Origin of the sequence: Salipaludibacillus sp. CF4.18, from assembly GCF_051262595.1 — a bacterium.
Taxonomy (GTDB): Bacteria; Bacillota; Bacilli; order Bacillales; family Salisediminibacteriaceae; genus Salipaludibacillus; species Salipaludibacillus neizhouensis.
Window position 1 is genome coordinate 24,419 of sequence record NZ_JBIMEV010000004.1, and the last position, 18,195, is coordinate 42,613.

At 37.0% G+C, this 18,195-nt stretch carries 18 protein-coding genes; 4 read left to right on the top strand and 14 right to left on the bottom strand.

Annotated elements, in window-relative coordinates; translation table 11 throughout:
* Positions 1-44: 44 nt before the first annotated feature.
* Positions 45-269: a catalase-related domain-containing protein gene (locus tag ACHABW_RS04080; protein WP_435754165.1), complete on the top strand. Its 225-nt coding sequence runs from the start codon at positions 45-47 to the stop codon at positions 267-269.
* A 170-nt stretch (positions 270-439) separates the two neighbouring features.
* On the opposite strand, the gene ACHABW_RS04085 is transcribed toward ACHABW_RS04080, so the two are convergent.
* From ACHABW_RS04085 to ACHABW_RS04105, 5 genes are read right to left on the bottom strand one after another with little or no spacing between them, the layout of a single operon-like run.
* Complete coding sequence (locus tag ACHABW_RS04085; protein WP_435754166.1) at positions 440-2,491, bottom strand: CocE/NonD family hydrolase; 2,052 nt, start codon at positions 2,489-2,491, stop codon at positions 440-442.
* Between the two features lie 54 nt (positions 2,492-2,545).
* Positions 2,546-3,187, bottom strand: coding sequence for an ABC transporter permease (locus ACHABW_RS04090; RefSeq protein ID WP_435754167.1), 642 nt, complete (start codon positions 3,185-3,187; stop codon positions 2,546-2,548).
* Positions 3,188-3,206: 19 nt separating this feature from the next.
* A complete protein-coding gene (locus tag ACHABW_RS04095; RefSeq protein WP_435754168.1) occupies positions 3,207-4,118 on the bottom strand; it encodes a glycine betaine ABC transporter substrate-binding protein in 912 nt (303 codons plus the stop codon).
* 33 nt (positions 4,119-4,151) lie between these two features.
* Entirely contained in the window at positions 4,152-4,793 is a 642-nt protein-coding gene (locus ACHABW_RS04100; protein WP_435754169.1) for an ABC transporter permease, read from the bottom strand.
* The gene (locus ACHABW_RS04105) at positions 4,794-5,918 is read right to left on the bottom strand and encodes a betaine/proline/choline family ABC transporter ATP-binding protein (RefSeq protein ID WP_435754170.1); all 1,125 of its coding nucleotides are present in this window, start codon (positions 5,916-5,918) and stop codon (positions 4,794-4,796) included.
* Between the two features lie 264 nt (positions 5,919-6,182).
* On the opposite strand from ACHABW_RS04105, the gene ACHABW_RS04110 reads away from it, so the two are divergent.
* On the top strand, positions 6,183-6,746 hold the full coding sequence (locus tag ACHABW_RS04110) for a GbsR/MarR family transcriptional regulator (RefSeq protein WP_435754171.1): 564 nt from the start codon (positions 6,183-6,185) through the stop codon (positions 6,744-6,746).
* A 277-nt stretch (positions 6,747-7,023) separates the two neighbouring features.
* Here ACHABW_RS04110 and nikE read toward each other — a convergent pair whose 3' ends face one another.
* The 8 genes from nikE to ACHABW_RS04150 all read right to left on the bottom strand — a co-directional run bounded on the left by nikE (position 7,024) and on the right by ACHABW_RS04150 (position 14,639).
* Positions 7,024-7,836, bottom strand: coding sequence for a nickel import ATP-binding protein NikE (gene nikE / locus ACHABW_RS04115; protein ID WP_435754172.1), 813 nt, complete (start codon positions 7,834-7,836; stop codon positions 7,024-7,026).
* Positions 7,837-7,867: 31 nt separating this feature from the next.
* A complete protein-coding gene (gene nikD / locus ACHABW_RS04120; protein WP_435754173.1) occupies positions 7,868-8,695 on the bottom strand; it encodes a nickel import ATP-binding protein NikD in 828 nt (275 codons plus the stop codon).
* Between the two features lie 24 nt (positions 8,696-8,719).
* A complete protein-coding gene (gene nikC / locus ACHABW_RS04125) occupies positions 8,720-9,550 on the bottom strand; it encodes a nickel ABC transporter permease subunit NikC (protein ID WP_435754174.1) in 831 nt (276 codons plus the stop codon).
* Positions 9,547-10,491 carry a nickel ABC transporter permease subunit NikB gene (gene nikB / locus ACHABW_RS04130; RefSeq protein ID WP_435754175.1) on the bottom strand — a complete coding sequence of 315 codons (945 nt, stop codon included), beginning with the start codon at positions 10,489-10,491 and terminating at the stop codon, positions 9,547-9,549. The genes nikC and nikB overlap by 4 nt, the downstream gene beginning before the upstream one ends.
* A 21-nt stretch (positions 10,492-10,512) precedes the next feature.
* Positions 10,513-12,141, bottom strand: a complete 1,629-nt coding sequence (gene nikA / locus ACHABW_RS04135) for a nickel ABC transporter substrate-binding protein (protein WP_435754176.1) — start codon at positions 12,139-12,141, stop codon at positions 10,513-10,515.
* Positions 12,142-12,306: 165 nt separating this feature from the next.
* On the bottom strand, positions 12,307-12,567 hold the full coding sequence (locus tag ACHABW_RS04140; RefSeq protein WP_435754177.1) for an MMPL family transporter: 261 nt from the start codon (positions 12,565-12,567) through the stop codon (positions 12,307-12,309).
* 93 nt (positions 12,568-12,660) lie between these two features.
* On the bottom strand, positions 12,661-13,437 hold the full coding sequence (locus ACHABW_RS04145) for a DUF2264 domain-containing protein (RefSeq protein WP_435754178.1): 777 nt from the start codon (positions 13,435-13,437) through the stop codon (positions 12,661-12,663).
* Between the two features lie 89 nt (positions 13,438-13,526).
* On the bottom strand, positions 13,527-14,639 hold the full coding sequence (locus tag ACHABW_RS04150; RefSeq protein ID WP_435754179.1) for a glycoside hydrolase family 88 protein: 1,113 nt from the start codon (positions 14,637-14,639) through the stop codon (positions 13,527-13,529).
* 107 nt (positions 14,640-14,746) lie between these two features.
* On the opposite strand from ACHABW_RS04150, the gene ACHABW_RS04155 reads away from it, so the two are divergent.
* A complete protein-coding gene (locus ACHABW_RS04155; protein ID WP_435754180.1) occupies positions 14,747-14,980 on the top strand; it encodes a cupin domain-containing protein in 234 nt (77 codons plus the stop codon).
* Positions 14,973-15,572, top strand: coding sequence for a helix-turn-helix transcriptional regulator (locus ACHABW_RS04160; RefSeq protein ID WP_435754181.1), 600 nt, complete (start codon positions 14,973-14,975; stop codon positions 15,570-15,572). The genes ACHABW_RS04155 and ACHABW_RS04160 overlap by 8 nt, the downstream gene beginning before the upstream one ends.
* 197 nt (positions 15,573-15,769) lie before the next feature.
* Here ACHABW_RS04160 and ACHABW_RS04165 read toward each other — a convergent pair whose 3' ends face one another.
* Positions 15,770-18,115 carry a beta-glucosidase family protein gene (locus tag ACHABW_RS04165; RefSeq protein ID WP_435754182.1) on the bottom strand — a complete coding sequence of 782 codons (2,346 nt, stop codon included), beginning with the start codon at positions 18,113-18,115 and terminating at the stop codon, positions 15,770-15,772.
* Positions 18,116-18,195 lie beyond the last annotated feature (80 nt).

Here is an 18,195-nt window from a genome sequence, read left to right on the forward strand (position 1 = left end):
ATAAAACTTAAATAATATCAGATTTTTTGGTGTTTTTCAAATATTTGGAATCTAATATAGTTGCATTAAATACTATTATTTACCCTAATTCTCAACTTGCAGATATACATAACTCGGATTACAGGAGACATACCGCTGATCACATGCGTGACGTCGAAAGAGATGAAATTAAACTTCGTCAGATTGCTCTTTTCTATAAAGTTGATCCGGAACTAGGATCCGGCGTTGCAGCAAATCTTGGACTGGCAGTACCTGAGTCTGCTAAATAAACACAGTGTAGTTTTATACTAAAAAAAAGTGCTTGCCCCTTCGCTTCATTGCGAGGGACAAGCACTTTTTTTAGTGTTTTTATGAACAATACATTTACAGAAGCATAAGCAATTTTGTTACTCTTTTTTATATAGTAAATTCCACGGTAAAATTATACCGTGGAACTTTTTCACACAAAATCTCTTGGAATATCTGTCTTCCATGTTTTATTAAAAACTTCTTTATCATTTTCAAATGCCGTCATTGTATTAGTTAAATAGAATGTTGTTTCATCACTAGTCATTTCACTATAGCTTTTCAATTTAGTTCGCCATTCGTCTCGACCAACTGTTAATTCCCATTCGCATACTACGCGAGCAGACAGTGGGTCATTCTCTCTTATCGTGTAAGTGTTTTTATTGATGCTTCCATGCTCTAAGCCGTTCACAGGTAATTTTCTTTCACCCTCGTCAGAGAAATCATCTAATGTCCAAATTCCATTAACCAAATCATGCGACACACTTCTTGTTCTATTTTCCGTTCGTTTAATTTCTTTTTCCATTACCTCAGCTGTTTCAGGTCTGCTAAACTGACCACATGATTCATCTTCCACTTGTGCCGTTCTAATAGGCAATGTGATGTTTGTATCTTTCCCCGAATAAATGCTCAACGTCACTGGCTTTGGGGATGGCCATGCTTGTGGCCAGTAGTTTGGTGATACCGCTACTTCCAATCGATGCCCCTCAGGTATTTGTTGTCCTAAAGCATCAAGTTGAACAGATATTTTATATTTCATCCCTGGTTCCAATGGTTCAGGATGTTCATGTGAGTTACGATGTGTCAGGTTCAACATTCCCCAACTGATAAGTGTTGACTCACCTGTTGGTGCTTTGTCCGATAATCTAACTGCTACTAATGCATTTTCCTGGTCTGAAGACAATTCAGCATTAAAAATTGGATGTCCTAGTAGATCCACCGTTCCTTGCATTGGCTCTGATGTAAATACAACAGATTTTCCGTTCTCAAGACGTTGGTCAGCTGGCAGATCACCTGGTTGACCAAACGGACAGAATACTCCTGAGTAAAACCCATGTTCCTGTATACTCGGAATACTTATTGTTTCCCCGTCCTTGACTTCCTTTACTAGCTTATCTTCTAACAACCAAAGCGATTGTTCCTTAACACTTTCAGGGGGCCAAGATTGATCAGCTACCCACTTACCTGGTCTTTCCGGATAGCTAACAGCAGGTAATTCACTGTCTTGAATCCATGATATCAATTTAGGCTCATTCATGATACCAGTATCTTCACCTTTTAACCACTGGTCCCACCACCTTAAACACTCCTGTAAAAATCCAATTGCAGGTTCAGGTGTTGCCACTTCAGGATATTCATGTGCCCAAGGTCCGACTAAGCCCTTACTTTCATTCGGTAAGTTTTCTAGTAATCTAAATACAGCATTCGTATAACCATCTTGCCACCCACTGATAGCAAAGACAGGTATTTGGACATCGGAATAATCTTCACCAATTGATCCATGTTTCCAATAGGAATCTCTGCGTTGGTGTTGCATCCAATTTTCAACAAATGGAGGTGTGTTTTCCAATCGGTCTAACCAATTTTCTTTCCAACTAGAACCAACGACTTTAGGGTCTTGCGGTCTTGCGTTGTAGACAAACATAGTTGAAGCCCACCAAAGCATATCAGATGCTAATACATTGCCACCTCGATAATGAACATCGTCTGCATAACGGTCATCTGTAGAGCACAAAGTAATAATTGTTTTCAACGCAGGATGTTGTCGGGATGCAACCTGAAGGCCATTAAATCCTCCCCATGATTTCCCGATCATGCCTACTGATCCAGTAGACCATGGCTGTTTCTCTATCCAATCTAGCACTTCTAACGCATCATCTTGTTCCTGCTTTAAATATTCATCGAGTAAAATACCATCAGAATCCCCGGCCCCTCTAATATCAACGCGAATACTAGCATAGCCGTGACCGGCAAAATAGGGATGTCTAATGGAATCTCGAATAGCCGTAAAATCACTTTTTCGATAAGGAAGATATTCAAGAATGATTGGCACTGGATTTTCTTCGGCATCTTTCGGTAACCATATCGTTGCGGCCAATTTGGCACCGTCAGACATCGGAATCCACACATTCTCAATTTTATTTATTTCTCTTGGGTAATCTGTTTTAATTTCCCTTTTCTCGGAATCTTTTATATTAAATACCAATATAGACAACCTTTCTAACTAACTTTTTCATTAATCTTCAAACTAACAAAATCTTTAAGCTATTCTTTGTTTACCTTTTTTCTCAATTCTACCTAAAATGAAGTCGGCAATAAGTGCTAATAATGTTGCTGGGATTGCACCAGCGTAAATTTTAACATCTGATTGGAGGCTGATTCCTGAAATAATTTCTTTACCTAAACCTCCGGCCCCAATATATGGGCCAATACAAGCAACTGCAACAGCTATAACAGCTGCAACTCGTAATCCAGCCATTAAAAAAGGGATGGACAGGGGCAATTGAACTTTGGCCAACAATTGCATCGGAGTCATACCAGACCCTTTACCTGCCTCCATGATACTGTCATCAACTTCTTTTATCCCAACGTACGTATTTCTTACGATTGGAAGTAAGGAGTAAAAGAATAAGCCGATCACCATCGTTTGAAATCCTAATCCGAAATAGAGCATTAGGATAGCTAACATCGCTAAACTCGGGACTAATTGAAGGATATTGGTTATTGAAATAATAAACGGTGCCAACTTTTCATATCTAGCAGCGATAATACCTAATGGAATTCCTACTAGAAGTGCAAGCGCAATTCCATAGACTACCATTAGTATATGTTCAACTGTTAAAGACAATAATTCTGTGTAGTTTTCAACCATATACTGACTTAATTCAGTGATGAAGCTCATATCATATCACCTTTTTTTATTATTCTAGTAGTCCTTTTTCCTGTAAAAACTCGCTAGCTACCTCTTCTGTGCTACGTTCATTAATATCTACTTCATGAATTAAAGCTGTCATTTCGTCTGTGCTAATTGAGTCAACAAGAGAGTCGAGGATTTCACTAACTTCCGGATGTTCCTCAATCACTTGATTTCTTGCAACTAATGAAGCGTCATATGGCGGGAAAAATTTCTGATCATCTTCTAACAGCTTCAAATCATATTCTAAAATTTGTGGATCAACTGTGTATGCTGTTACAACATCTAAATCATCATTTTCAATACCTGCATACATTAACGCTACGTCCATTCCTCTTGCATCTCCGAATTCGTACCCATAAGCTTCTTGATATCCTTGATATCCATCATTTGCACGTTCAATCCAGGAATTATCCGTTCCAAGTGTAAGGTTTTCTGCATATTCTCCTAATTCTGTCATCGTTGTAATGTTGTTTTCTTCTGCAAACTGACCTTGGATAGCAATTCCATACTGGTTACTAAATCCAATCGAGTCATACCATTTCATGTTATATTCTTCCCCAAATAGAGCTTGTGCTTGTGTAATTGTTTGTTCAGGATCTGTAGAATATTCCACTTCATCTTCATCAAAATGATTGTTGTAAACTTCACCAGAGTATAGTAAAGCAAAATCGAATTCTTCTCGATCAATTGCCGCCATTACCTGTGGACTAGCTGGTATATCTTCTGTAATATTCACTTCATGATCCGTTTGATCTTCTACTAATTGTTTAACGATTTGAGCGACAATTTTTGGATCTGTATTTTTCTGTGCTCCAAATTCGAATACTTGTCCTCCCTCTGAAGAGTTGCTATTATCACAACCTGTAACCGTAAGTAATACTCCTGCAAATAAACTACTGAAAATCATCTTTCTCATACTAAAAATCCCCTTTTCTTCTATTAATATATATTAGGCTTTAGAAAACCTTCTTTCCATTTTCCCAAAAAATAAATCTAAAAGTAATGCAATCGCAATAGCTAGGATTGTACCAGTGAAAATCATATGTTTATCGTTATAGCCAATTCCCGCTAACACTAAGTCACCTAAACCTCCTGCACCAATAAGAGCAGCAAGTGTTGTCCAGCTAATAATATACACGGTAGTTACACGTATTCCTGACATAACATAAGGAAGTGCTACTGGCAGTTCAACTTTAAAAAGCCTTTGGTACGTACTAAATCCCATTCCTTTAGCTGCTTCGACAATAGCTGGGTCAATCGATTGTACTCCAGCATAAGTATTACGTAATAAAGGCAAAAGTGCATATAAAAATAATGCCGCAACCGCTGGCTTAAATCCAATTCCCATAATTGGGATCATAATTGCTAACAATGCAACCGTAGGAATCGTTTGAAAAACATTTGAGATATTGAAAATTAGATTTTTAATCTTCTCACTTTTCATTTTTGTCATGTAAATTGCTAACGGTACTGTTATTAATACCGATAAGAAAATAACAACAAAAGATATAACCATATGTTCGTAGGTATACCCTAATATAGATCCATACTTTTCCTGCCAAAAAGCCAGGTAATCCATGATTGGTTCCATTTATGCCTCACCACTCTTACTCTCATAAATTTGGTGTAAAGCTTGAAACAATCGACTCCGATCCACGATCCCTATCAAGTTATGGGTTTCTGAAATGATTGGTAATATCGAATTTTGATTCTTGTTCATCTCTTTCATTACTGTATTTACATCTGTGTTATCCAATACTGGTTTAATTCGAGTGTCCATTAACTCTTTTAAGTTATCTTGTTTGTTTGCAAGAACATTATAAAGACTAACAATCCCCTCATATTTCCCATCCGAGTCTACTATAGGAATTTCCGACACATTACTCGAGATCATGATCTCTATAACATCATCGACCGTATGTTGAGATGACATAGATGGATAATCTAATTGGATGAACTCATGAAACGGAGGCAATGATTTAGCATTCTCTAATCGTTCCGTACCAATAAATTCCTTGACGAAATTATTGGCTGGATTTGCTAATAATTCACTTGGTGATCCTTTTTGAACAACTTGGCCATCCTTCATTAAAATAATTTGATCGGCAATTTTCAAAGCCTCATCCATATCGTGTGTCACAAAAACAATGGTTTTATTAATTTCCTTTTGAAGACGAACAAGTTCATCTTGCAACTGTTCTCTACTAATTGGATCAAGTGCACTAAAAGGTTCGTCCATAAGAATAGTAGAAGGTTCTGCAGCAAGTGCCCGAATAACACCAATTCGCTGTTGCTGACCACCACTTAATTCACCTGGATAACGGTTTCTGAACGTATTTGGTTCAAGATTAACCATTTTTAGTAGTTCATCTACTCTTTGCCTTATCCGCTGTTTGTCCCACTTTAATAGTTTTGGTACAGTACCTACGTTATCGGCAATAGTCATATGCGGAAATAAGCCAATACTTTGAATGACATAACCCATTTGGCGCCGAAGCTCAATTGGATTCATTTGTTTTAAGTTTTCACCGTCTATTAAAATTTGGCCGTCTGTATACTCTGTTAAACGGTTTAATAGTTTCATTGTAGTAGTCTTTCCGCAACCACTAGGACCAATCAACACATTGATTTTCCCTTCTTCAAATACGAGATCAATGTCTTTTAATGCTTGAAAGCCATCGTCATAGACTTTGCTAATCTTCTTTAGCTGTATCAAATGCCTTCCCCCTAAACTGCTAAATGATTCGATTTGTTCGACTCCCTCATTCTACCTAAACATAAATTATTTTAAAAACACCATATAATCTTAAAATAGTATAAACAACGTAAACTAATAAGTTTACAAGGTGTACAAAGTTGTTCTTCTTACAATATCGTCGATTTACGATGAAATCCTTTATATTTACCAACTTTTAAAGATAATTTATTTATGATAACCTTAATCATAGTGGAATTAAAGGCGAGGGGGGAAAGGTGATATATGAATAGCGAAGAGAAGTTAGAGTCTGTGAATAATAGAATAATTGAACAAATTGCAGAAAACATGAAGTCATATGGTTTCCCAGGTACAATCGGACGTGTTATAGCATTTATCTATTTTGAGGGCAAGGCGTTAGACTTAGAGACTCTATCAGAAAAGACAGGCATGAGTAAAACTCGAATGAGCCAAGTATTGAGAGAAATGGTTCGTTTAAACATCGCAGAAAAAACATTTGTTAAAGGGTCACGCAAAGATTATTACACTGTTGAAAGAGATTATTATCAAATCTTCATTTCTCTATTCACCTCTAATTGGAAAGAAGTAATTACAAAAAATAAAAATATTGAAAGAAAGATTCAACAAGACCTTCAAGAAATATTAAAAGATGATCAGGCTAGTGATTCCTTAAAAGAGGAAACAAAAACATATATGAAGAATTCTGACCTATCGTTAGAATACTTTGACTGGATTAGTCGCTTAGTGGATTTCCTTGAGTCTCAGGAAATTTTCAAGCATGTCCCTAAAGTGATAGACCAAGAAGATAAAAAAAGTGATATGCATTAAGAGAGTGACTCAAAAGGTTAATGAATAATTAGCCTTTTTCGAGGAGGCTGAACTGAAGCATCGCCCGCGGAAAGCGTCAGCCTAGAGCGGATTCGAGCCCTCTGATAAATGATTTGGTCCTCACCCTTGTCGAATGCGCTAAAAAACACAATATAGTTTTACAAAATAAAAAAAGTGCTTACCCTATCGATTTAGTTGAGAAGGGCAAGCACTATTAATATTTTAATATCAAAGAAATTTCATCACATTTAATTTAGGTACTCCGCACGCCCCAAGACTAAACCCTAGTTGAAATTGAACGAAAACGAGGGTGTTCAGCAAGAATGGAGTCTTTCATTTGCATAACTACGGGGTGTTTGGAGGAAAAAAACTGATCTTTTGAATCATACATCTGAATTAATTCTCCTTTTTCAAGTACACCAATAGTATCAGAGATTGAAAAGGCGGCTTTAATATCATGTGTAATAAAAAGGTATGATAAGCCGAAATCCTCTTTTAATCCCTTTAATAGGTCTAATATTAAACTTTGTGTAACCATATCTACACTACTAACCGATTCATCTAAAACGATTAACTTCGGTTTAAGAGAGATTGCTCTAGCAATATTAATCCTTTGCAATTGTCCTCCGCTAAATTGGTGAGGGTATTTCTTTAAATCCTTTTCACTTAAGTCTACTCGTTCCAATAAGGAAATAACTGTTTTTCTTCGTTCACCTACTGTTAGTTTTTCATAGTTTTCTAATGGTTCGCTTATAATACGTTCAGCTGTCATGCGAGGGTTAACAGCTGAATATGAATCTTGAAAAACAACTTGTAGATCCCGGCGTAGCATTTGGCGAGTTCGCTTATCGGCATTATAAATGTCGTGTCCTTGAAAAAGAATCTGACCTTGCTGTGGACGTTGTATGCCAAGAATAACTTTCCCTAAGGTGCTTTTACCGGCTCCACTTGTGCCAAGCAAGCCTAAACACTTTCCTTCTTCAATTGAAAAGGAAATGTCAATCAGTGCATTATTAATCTGATCTTTCCATTTAAAAAATCTTTTGGAATTATAGCTATGATTCACTCGGTTTACCTGTAATAAGCGCATTGGTCCCCCCTTAAAGATTACACTCTAAATGTCACAATATATGAGTAATAGGTTGTTCATAATCTAAGGTTGGCCTTGTTCTAAGTAACTTCTTTGTGTAGTCATGGTGTGGATTGTCAAATAGTTCAAACACATTCCCAGCTTCTACAATTCTTCCATGTTGCATCACGATAACATCATCTGCCATTTCCGAAATTACACCAAGATCGTGAGAAATGAGTAAAATAGACGTTCCATATTCAGAACGAATTTTATCTAATAAGCGAAGTACTAATAATTGGTTATGAAGATCAAGAGCTGTAGTTGGTTCATCAGCAATAATAACAGAGGGATGTAAACAAGCGGACATAGCAATCATTACACGCTGAAGCATTCCGCCACTCAATTGAAAAGGGTACTTTTTTAATAATTTTTCTGGTTCTGGCAAGTTTACACTTTTCATCACATCAATGGCAAGCTCCATTGCTTGTTTCTTATTTAATGAAGTATGAGACCTGATTGTTTCAACAAATTGATAGCCAATCGTAAAAACAGGAGTAAAGGCATTCATCGGATTTTGCATAATAAAGGCAATTTCCTTCCCTCGAATACCACGCATTTCTTTGTTCCCTAAACCATTCAATTCTCTATCTTGAAGTGTAATGCTTCCTTGAACTTCCATGTTTTTCTGATCAAGTAGCTGTAGGATAGACATACTTGTGACTGTTTTACCACTACCACTTTCCCCAACAAGCCCCAGTATCTTCCCTTTTTCAATACCAAAATTAATATCCTTAACAAGTGTAGATATACCATCTTTCGTTTTCACTTCAACATGTAAGTCTTTGACATTTAAAATATTACGCTTACTCGATTCCACTATTCATCCCTCCTTTTCTGTGTATTACCGACGTTTAATCCCAAAACGTTCCGATAGTGCTTCGCCCAATAAATTAAAGGTAATGACTACGAGCATAATCATTAAGCCTGGATACAGCATTAGTTCTGGATTTGTCCTAATATAAGATTTCCCTTCATGAATCATCGCTCCCCACTCTGGAGTAGGAGGTTGCACGCCTAAACCTAAAAAAGACATGGAGGATAAATCCATAATAGCCCAACCCATTTCCAATGTTCCCATTACTGCTAGCGGTGGAAGGACATTGGGAATGACATGTTTCTTCATAATCGTCCATTGAGAAGAACCACTAATTCTAGCTGCAGTAATATAGTTTTGTTCTTTCAGGCTTAGGACCATTCCGCGGATGACTCTTGCATAGTAAACCCATTGCACAAAAATTAATGCTAAGATGACTTGTTTAAGACCAGCTCCCCATATCCCCACTAAACCGAGAACAAGCAAAAGATTTGGAAATGCCATTACACCATCACCAAATCTCATTAACAGCTGATCCACCCAGCCACCTCGATAACCAGCAATAATACCAACGATCAGACCGATACTTAAAGATGAAATGAAAATCAATAACGCAAACCCTAGAGATATACGTGCACCATATAAGATACGCGAAAACGTACATCTTCCTAAATGGTCTGTTCCTAATGGATAATCGAATGAAGGGGACTGAAGTTTAACAGCTAAATTAACAAAAGTCGGGTCATTAGGTACGAGCCATGGAGCAAAAATAGCAATGAAAAAGAGTACACATAATATTACAGAACAAAGGACAATCACTTTTTCGCTTTTTAATAGAATACGAATCTTTGCAATCATTGATGTTGCCTTCCTTTTCTAGAAATACGTGGATCAATATACATTTGCAAAAGATCGATAATAAGATTGCTAAAAATGAATATAGCCGCGGCTAACAGCACATAACATTGAATTACAGGGACATCACGGTTAAAAATAGCCTCAATAAAATACCGCCCGAACCCTGGCCACGAAAAGACCGCCTCAACAATTATGGTACCAGTCATCAATTTCCCTAAATTCATTCCAAGTCCCGTAATCATAGGTGAAATGGCAATTTTCAAGACATGTTTTCCCATTATCGCTTTTTCCTGAATGCCTCTCGTCCGCGCAAAAAGTATATATGGCTCTTGTAGATTTTCAAGAACGCTTGCACGTAAAAGTCGCGTATATAAAGCTATTAATGGTAGCGCTAGAGTTAAAGAAGGTAAAACTAGATGTTTCCATGTTCCTATACCTTCTACTGGGAAAAGATCAAGTTTAACAGAAAAGAAAAATATGAATAAATATCCGAGCCAAAAGGAAGGTATGGATGCCCCAATAAAAGAGAGAATACGGCTAAAGTGATCAATTGCACTATTTTTCTTTATACCGGCTAAAAACCCAAGAGGAATACTTACTACTATCGCGATGAAGAGGCTCCCAAATGTTAATTGGATTGTCGCTGGCATTCGGGAGGAAACCTCTTCCCATACAGGTTTATTCGTGATATAAGATTTACCAAAGTCAAATTGGCTGATCTTCATAATCGTGTTTACATACTGTGTAACGAGCGGCTTGTCTAAGCCAAATTCCTGTCTTTTTTGGGCCAATAACTCATCTGTCGGTTGGATATGTGAAGCAACTAAGTAAGCCTCAGCAGGGTCCACTGGTGATAAATTAATCATTCCAAATGTTAATAGAGTAACCAAAAGGAAGATTGGTATGATCGCCAGAATTCGTTTCAAAATATAAGTTCCCATAAGAAAATCTCCTGTCGCTCACTATTCGATACTAATACCCGTAAATGGATGTTCATCTCGGTTAGCAGGGAATGTGAAATTAGAGACATCCTTTTGATAGACTGCTATTTTCTTAATATAAGAAATAGGTACGATTGCACCTTGCTCTTGTAATGAACCTAGAATTGCCGAGTATAATTCTTGACGTTCATTTTCATCTGTCGTTTGTTTAACTTTAGCAATCTGTTCCAACAATTCATCTTTGTTAGGATAAGACGAAATCGCTTGGTAAAAGCCAAAGCCTTCTGTAGCAACTATGTTTACAAAAGTATGTGGATCATAAGGAGCGCCATAGTTACTAAAGAAATTAATATCAAACTCATTATCTTTAAATCTTTCAACTTGAGTCGTAAGTTCAACCCCGACAATATTTAATTTAACACCTATCGCCGCCCACTCAGATTGTAATGTTTCCGCCATCGTTTTTTGAATGGATTCAGCAGAATTATACATTAACTCGATTTCAAGTGGCTTTCCATCTTTTTCCCGAATATCTTTCCCTTCCGGTAAATTCCATCCTGCTTCATTTAGTAATTGTTCCGCTTTTTCACTATCATAATTTACCGCGGTTACATCCACATTTGATGTGTATGGCATATTTGTTGGTAAGATATAGTCAGCCTTTTCTTCCAACCCGGATGTCACTCCATCAACCATTGCTTCTTTGTTAAATCCATAATGTAATGCTTGACGAACCTTTATATCTGAAAGCAGTTCTCTATTTGTATTCATAACTATTTGCCTAGTAGCAACCGGTTCAGAAATACTAGTTTCAAAGGAACCTGTAGATTCTAATTGTCTAAAAGAATCCAGGTTGATAACCCCTTCACCGTATATGAGGTCTAACTCGCCTTTTTCAAAAGCAAGCACATTTGTCTCCGCATCAGGAATGACTTTGACTTTAATTTTCTCTACATCTGGTAGTTCTCCCCAATAACTTTCATTACGTGTGAAAGTAGCAAATTCATCAACCTTATATTCATCCAATACCCAAGGGCCTGTACCGACTGGTTTTGCTACACCTTTTGAAGTGTCATTATCTTCAGGAAATCCTGCTTCCCCTAGGAAACGGACAGGCCGAACAACAGCTAACTCCTGAATAGTAGGATAATATGGTTCCAATAATGTTAATTTAAACGTATACTCATCTAGGACCTCTGTTTGATCAATTAACGGTATAAATCCTAACCAACTATGTAAATCAACATCTTTCAATATAGCATCAAAGTTCTTTTTCACAATCTCGGAATTAAAACTTGTGCCATCGGAAAATTTCACATCTTGACGAAGGTTGAATACATATTCTTTTCCGTCTTCGGAAATTTCCCATGATTCCGCTAAATGCGGTTTTAACTCTCCTCCATCTTGGTAGCTAACTAAAGGTTCGTATACCATAGATACAGAGAATAACTGAGATGGATTATAGATATGTGGATTCAGTTCTCCTATATCCCTAGGCCAAGCTAGAGTAATCGTATTTTCATTTTCAGTGCTTGAAGCTGCTGTTTCCTCTTCTCCTGATTCACCTGTACAACCAAGTAAAGTCAAAGATGAAATTAGTAAGAGTAAAGGCATTAAAATAGTTTGTTTTTTGTTTATTCTGTTTGACATATCATTTACCCCTTATAATTGGTATTGAGATTCATTCTCAATCATAAATTAAAGGATTCTGCTTGTCAATAGAGTCTATGGCTTCTGAGAACTCTTATTTTTTCGCTTGTCATTTCTCACCAGAAATACAAACAGAGGATGGTCAAAAGACCACCCTCTGTTTTTTCATCCATTTTTCTTTTTTAATTTGCTATCCTTCTCAAGTTCTTGAATTAATTTTTCTCCTTCAATGTCTAAGTTGGGTAAAAGTTTATCTAACCATTTTGGTAACAACCAAACTTTGTCACCAAACATAGACATAACTGCTGGTACAAAAATCATTCTAATCAGAAATGCATCAATCAAGATCCCAATAGCAAGAGCAAACCCTATTTGTTTTATCATGATGTCATCAGTAAAGATAAAACCTGAAAATACAGAGACCATGAATATATGATTCACGCATAGAGGATACAAGAAACACTTTATAATCCATAGCTAAACCATACAAAATACCTGTAACCAAAACCGGAATAAAGCTTAGTAGGGGCCCTCGGTTCGCTCTTGAATAACAGCGTATCTCTGAGACCTCTTTATGATCGACTCTTTAAGTGCTGTCCACTCCCTATACTCTTCACCGACTGTTTCAATTACATCTACTAGCATGGGGTGAATGACAAAGCTGTTGTAGTAATCATGGTGATATTCTGGACCATCGCTATAGATTCCGTCCCCTAGGTACCATTGATCAAACTGTTTGATCGCGTAATCAATTCGCATTGGGTCCCAACTTTTTTCTCCTACTTTGTGTAAAAACGCTTCAATTACAGCTGAAAACAATAACCAATTAGAAAAAATAGGCTTTCTAGTTCTTGTAGCTTTTATTGCTGTAATCACATTTTTCTGAACCCTATCATCAAGCTTTTCCCACAACTCTGTAGGCGCTCTCAAGATAGCATGAGCAAGAAAAGCAGTATCTACAATGGGTTGAAAATCATCCGAAAAGTTCATATAATCCGGTGATGTTGAATCCGTTCCCGCATCAACTGCTGCCCTTGCAAGCTCAGCATACTTCAAGCGAAGAATTTCTTCCTCTCCATCCTCACTTACCCTTTCTAACCAAGGTGCCATCCCTACTAATAATCGAGATAATGCCTCAAGATGCGAAAATTTCTCACGATTGGTTCCTTCTTGCATCTCTACTGGCATTTCTTGTTTTAAAGTTCTATTATTCAAATGTAGCAGAATAGGGCTTGCTATTTTCAACATCGAATCGAGCCAGAACTTTCGGTCGTTATTTTGTAATACTGACATCATATCCACCTCAAACTATTTTATTATTTCATGGAATTGTCCCGGGTATAGGAATAGGAAAAAATTCACCCTAGCTCTTCTGCCACTAACTATTAAAAAATGCGTCGTTCCCAACCATTTAGTTTAGCGATCGCTTCAATATAATAATAATCACCATATATGAGAGAAACATTTATATTGTCATTTGCCGGCTTATGTCCAGTTCCTCCAACGAGTATTCCCTGATGGTCTGGCTGCTCCCAAGTCCCGTAATTTTCAGTTAAAGAAGCTAATATGTTTGTTGCAGCATCTGCATATATTCGTCTTTCATTACTAGGTACCAATTCAGCAATTTCTAGTAACCCAGAAGCGGCAATAGCTGCTGCAGAAGTATCTCTAGGTTCATTTTCGGTTGAAGTTAACCTGAAATCCCAATATGGTACAAAATCTTCTGGAAGACCAGCAATAAAATGATGTGCGACCCTTTTAGCGGCACTTAAATAACGAGAATCTCCTGTATGTCGATAGGTATTAGCAAATCCATAAATCGCCCATGCATTTCCCCTACTCCATGCAGAATCTGTTGCATTACCTTGACCACCAATAGATTCAATAAAATCACCTGTCACAGGATCAAATGATAATATATGACAAACTGATCCATCCTCTCGAATCCCATGCTTCAATATAGTATCCGCATGAAGGGTAGCAATCTGTTTATATCTAGGATCTCCAGTTACACTGCTTGCCCAAAATAATAATGATAGATTCATCATACAATCGATAATCGCCCAACCTATTTTATCACCATTCCATGCGCGGATAAACTTTCCAACTGGGTTATAACGTCCCGCTAAATAGTTTGATGCTTCAATTCCTATTCCAAGGCTACTCTCGCTTTCTAGAATTTCATGTTTCATCACAGCAGTTAGTAGAAATTGAAATCCTACATCATGATCCACTTTAATAGGGTGCTCAGAAAAGCAGTTTTGTAATTCCTCATCCCAACGCATTGCAGCATTCTTAAACTTCTCGTTGTCAGTCATATCATATATTACCCACAACAAACCAGGCCAAAAACCTGATGTCCACCAAGCATGGGGCATATCATCGTAAACTCCATCAGACGCCGCTACATGTGGTGATTTATTCCCCATTTGATCTACCATACGTTCAACTTTTTCTTCAAGTTTTTTTAAAATCTCTTGTTGATTAAACTTGTACATGATATTCCTCCTATTTGAGTTAATAAATTTAGTATAACTTCGCTAATAGAATAAAAGTTGTTGTATAATAACTAATAATATGAATCTGTTGTTCTATTAGGAGGGCTATGATGAACCGTTTATTTGAACCTATATTGTTTGATCTAAAGCCTTTTCATTGGATTTATCGTCGAATATCAGATCATAACTTTAGAGGCTTCTACCACTGGCACCAAGGCTGTGAATTTTTATTCGTTCATCGGGGACAAGGACGTGTCATTGTTAACCAACAGACATACGAACTTAAACCAGGTATGCTTTTCTTTTTCCAACCTTTTCAGTTACATAAGGTACATGTTTGATCCAATATCTCAGGGGAAGAATTTACATTCATTCCCAGGTCTTAATACCTTATTATATCGATTACAGAATGGTATATATGAAAAACAAGCATTTGATTTATCCGATCGTTCCCATTATGTTGCTGAGATGTTTAAGGCTTTTGAACAATCCATTACAACGAATCACTGGGAGGAAGATTGTCAGCTTTTTCTTATGCAAATCCTTTCTTGCATCCGCATAAACACTCAGGATCTAGAAACCTCCCTTCATCAAAATAAATTACGTTCACTTCGATATTCGGAAACAATCATGCAATGGATAGAAGAACAATACACGGAAACCTTTGATTTGCAAAAACTATCAACTGAGCTTCATTTATCTAAGTCCTATGTCTCTCGGACATTTAAACGAGAAACTGGAAGTAACCTAACTGAATACATAACTATTCGAAGAATTAAGCAAGCCTGTCATTTACTACAAATGAATAATGACTCTGTCGAATTAATCGGGGAACAAGTGGGGATTGGAGATGTATCTTACTTTATTCATTTATTAAAAAAAACAATCGGAACAACGCCACACCAGTATAGATTTTCACATCAAGTGATGTAGAACTTGTCTAGGCCGTGGACTTAAAATTACCCGAGATATCTATTAATAGGTTATTAATAGAACCAAACCACCCGATTCTCAATTTAAATATCTATCTTAAAAATAAGATAAGCATACATGTCGTTAAACTGATAAAAACATTGCCTCAAAAGATTTTTAGTCTTTTAAGGCAATGTCAAAGCTTTTAGCATCAATGTTTATTTATTGAACTTAGATAATCGATCAAATTCTATTTGAGGTGCCAATGCGTCATTTACTTCTTCCACAATGACATCTTCTTTTACTGTGAAACTAGCCGTACCTTTAATTTCCTCCGATGATGCACCAACTCTAACTTCATATTCTCCTTTTTCAAGAACCCAAGCTGATAAATCTTCATCAAAAGAAGCTAGATTTTTAGCATCTAAATCAAATTTCAAATTTTGTTTTTTACCAGGTCGCAATTCTTTTGTTTTATCAAAAGCTTTCAATTCCAATTCTGGTTTTTCCATTTTACCGTCCGGTGCATGGACGTAGACTTGAACAGCTTCCCTACCAGCAACGTCACCAGTATTCTCAACTGTCGCAAATACCGTAATTTTATCCTTGAAACTACCATTACGATTCACTCGAACGTTATCATATTCAAACTTAGTATAGGATAATCCATAACCAAATTCGTAAGCCGGTTTCACATCAAATGTTGTGTTATAACGATAACCAACATATATATCTTCCTCATAAATATATTGGTCTACGCCTGGATATGTTTCTGAATAAGATGTGTCTTCATAATCCACAGGGAATGTTTGGGCAAGTTTACCAGATGGATTAACTTTTCCTGTTAGAACATCAGCAACTGCGTTTCCTAATTCTTGTCCTGGTTGCCAAGAAAGTAAAATTGAATCGACTTGGTCACTCCAGCTTTCAACTTCTAATGGACCTTCAACATTCAATATTGCAATTACAGGTTTTCCTTCGTTTCGGAAAGCCTCGGAAACATTTTTGATCATATCTTCCTTTGATTCCGATAGATAGAAATCCTCTAATGAACGATCATTACCGTAACTTCCATATTCCGACGATAAAACAATAATACCAACATCAGATTCTTTTGCTGCTAATGCAGCCTCTTCTTCAACATCCATTTCGGGTAGAGTAGGTAATGTTGATTCAAAGAAATTTCCTGGAGTTTGCTCGTATTCATCTGTTGCTCTTAATTCATCAATATAATTTTCATATTTATCGTACAAGTCTTGGTTGAGAGTAAAGCCTGCGTTTTGTAATCCTTCTGGTATACCTAATTGGTATGGTGAGCGAACAAGAGCACTTCCTCTACCACCTGTCATCGTTTCGATCTGTGGTGTACCAAATAGTGATACTTTCAAATCACTCTGCAAAGGCAATGTCTCTTCTTCATTTTGCAATAATACCATTCCATCTGCTGCTGCTTGTCTTGCGATTTTTGCGTTTTCTTCTAATTTAGGATCATTCGAAGGTTCTTCACCTAAAAATGTAGGAGTTTGTACAATAATTCCTAACATCTCTGTTACATTTCGGTCTAATATTTCTTCATTAAGTTCTCCATCATTAACTGCATCGACTATGGCTTCTGACTGACTTGTTCTTCCTGGCATTAGAAGGTTAGTTCCTGCTATCATCTGTTTCGCTATGTCTCTGCTCCCAAATTCCCAGTCAGTCATAGCGAAACCGTTAAAGCCCCAATCTTCTCTTAGAATAGAAGTGAGTAAATCTTCACTTTCTGTGGCCCATGTACCATTAATTTTATTGTAAGAATCCATAATGGCCCAAGGATCAGCCTCCTTGACAGTCATTTCAAACCCTTTTAAATATATTTCTCTTAGCGCTCTTTGACTAACTATTGAATCAATATTGTTATCATTTCTTTGGTTATATGCCGCAAAGTGTTTAATCGTCGTACCAATACCTTGATCTTCAACTCCATTTACAAGCTCGGTAGCCATCTTTCCAGTTAAATAAGGGTCTTCCGAAAAATATTCATAGTTTCTTCCATTTAACAAATAACTTTGGATATTCATTCCTGGAGCGAGGAGCAAATCAATACCATATGCTTCTAGTTCATGACTTGTCGCTTCTCCTACTTCATAAACTAAGTCTGTATCCCACGTTGAGGCTAAAACGTTAGGAGATGGAAATTTTGTAGCATAATATGTGTTTTCATCATTTTCTCGAGTCGCATTTATTCTGACACCCATAGGACCATCAGCTAAAACAATCGACGGAATTCCGAGTCTTGGGATTGCCTGCGTTTGTCCGGCGGCTCCAGGCACTCTAGTAGCTTGATTTCCTATGATTTCATTATCAATTTCTTCTAATACTTCTTTATTACCACCGACAAGTAACGCTGCTTTTTCCTTTAAGGTCATAGCATTAACAACCTCATTAATGGCCTTTTCCCCTGTTAATTGAGGAGGATTCTCGTCTTCTTGTCCATAAACTAAAGATGTGTCAATCAGAAGACTAGACATCATTAATGATCCACTAAGCGCAACAGACGTAAGTACTTTCCACTTTTTTTGCATTATACCACTCCTTTTTCTTTTTTTGTTCACGCTTACATAAACTTGTAAGATTCTACTAGAAAGTTTCCCGGGCTTTAGGC

Bases quoted from the DNA above. Each gene is read 5' to 3' on its own strand.
- ACHABW_RS04090 (WP_435754167.1), bottom strand. From the start codon at position 3,187: ATGAGCTTCATCACTGAATTAAGTCAGTATATGGTTGAAAACTACACA.
- ACHABW_RS04095 (WP_435754168.1), bottom strand. From the start codon at position 4,118: ATGAGAAAGATGATTTTCAGTAGTTTATTTGCAGGAGTATTACTTACG.
- ACHABW_RS04100 (WP_435754169.1), bottom strand. From the start codon at position 4,793: ATGGAACCAATCATGGATTACCTGGCTTTTTGGCAGGAAAAGTATGGA.
- ACHABW_RS04110 (WP_435754171.1), top strand. From the start codon at position 6,183: ATGAATAGCGAAGAGAAGTTAGAGTCTGTGAATAATAGAATAATTGAA.
- nikE (WP_435754172.1), bottom strand. From the start codon at position 7,836: ATGCGCTTATTACAGGTAAACCGAGTGAATCATAGCTATAATTCCAAA.
- nikC (WP_435754174.1), bottom strand. From the start codon at position 9,550: ATGATTGCAAAGATTCGTATTCTATTAAAAAGCGAAAAAGTGATTGTC.
- nikB (WP_435754175.1), bottom strand. From the start codon at position 10,491: ATGGGAACTTATATTTTGAAACGAATTCTGGCGATCATACCAATCTTC.
- nikA (WP_435754176.1), bottom strand. From the start codon at position 12,141: ATGTCAAACAGAATAAACAAAAAACAAACTATTTTAATGCCTTTACTC.
- ACHABW_RS04140 (WP_435754177.1), bottom strand. From the start codon at position 12,567: ATGGTCTCTGTATTTTCAGGTTTTATCTTTACTGATGACATCATGATA.
- ACHABW_RS04145 (WP_435754178.1), bottom strand. From the start codon at position 13,437: ATGATGTCAGTATTACAAAATAACGACCGAAAGTTCTGGCTCGATTCG.
- ACHABW_RS04150 (WP_435754179.1), bottom strand. From the start codon at position 14,639: ATGTACAAGTTTAATCAACAAGAGATTTTAAAAAAACTTGAAGAAAAA.
- ACHABW_RS04155 (WP_435754180.1), top strand. From the start codon at position 14,747: ATGATGAACCGTTTATTTGAACCTATATTGTTTGATCTAAAGCCTTTT.
- ACHABW_RS04160 (WP_435754181.1), top strand. From the start codon at position 14,973: ATGTTTGATCCAATATCTCAGGGGAAGAATTTACATTCATTCCCAGGT.
- ACHABW_RS04165 (WP_435754182.1), bottom strand. From the start codon at position 18,115: ATGCAAAAAAAGTGGAAAGTACTTACGTCTGTTGCGCTTAGTGGATCA.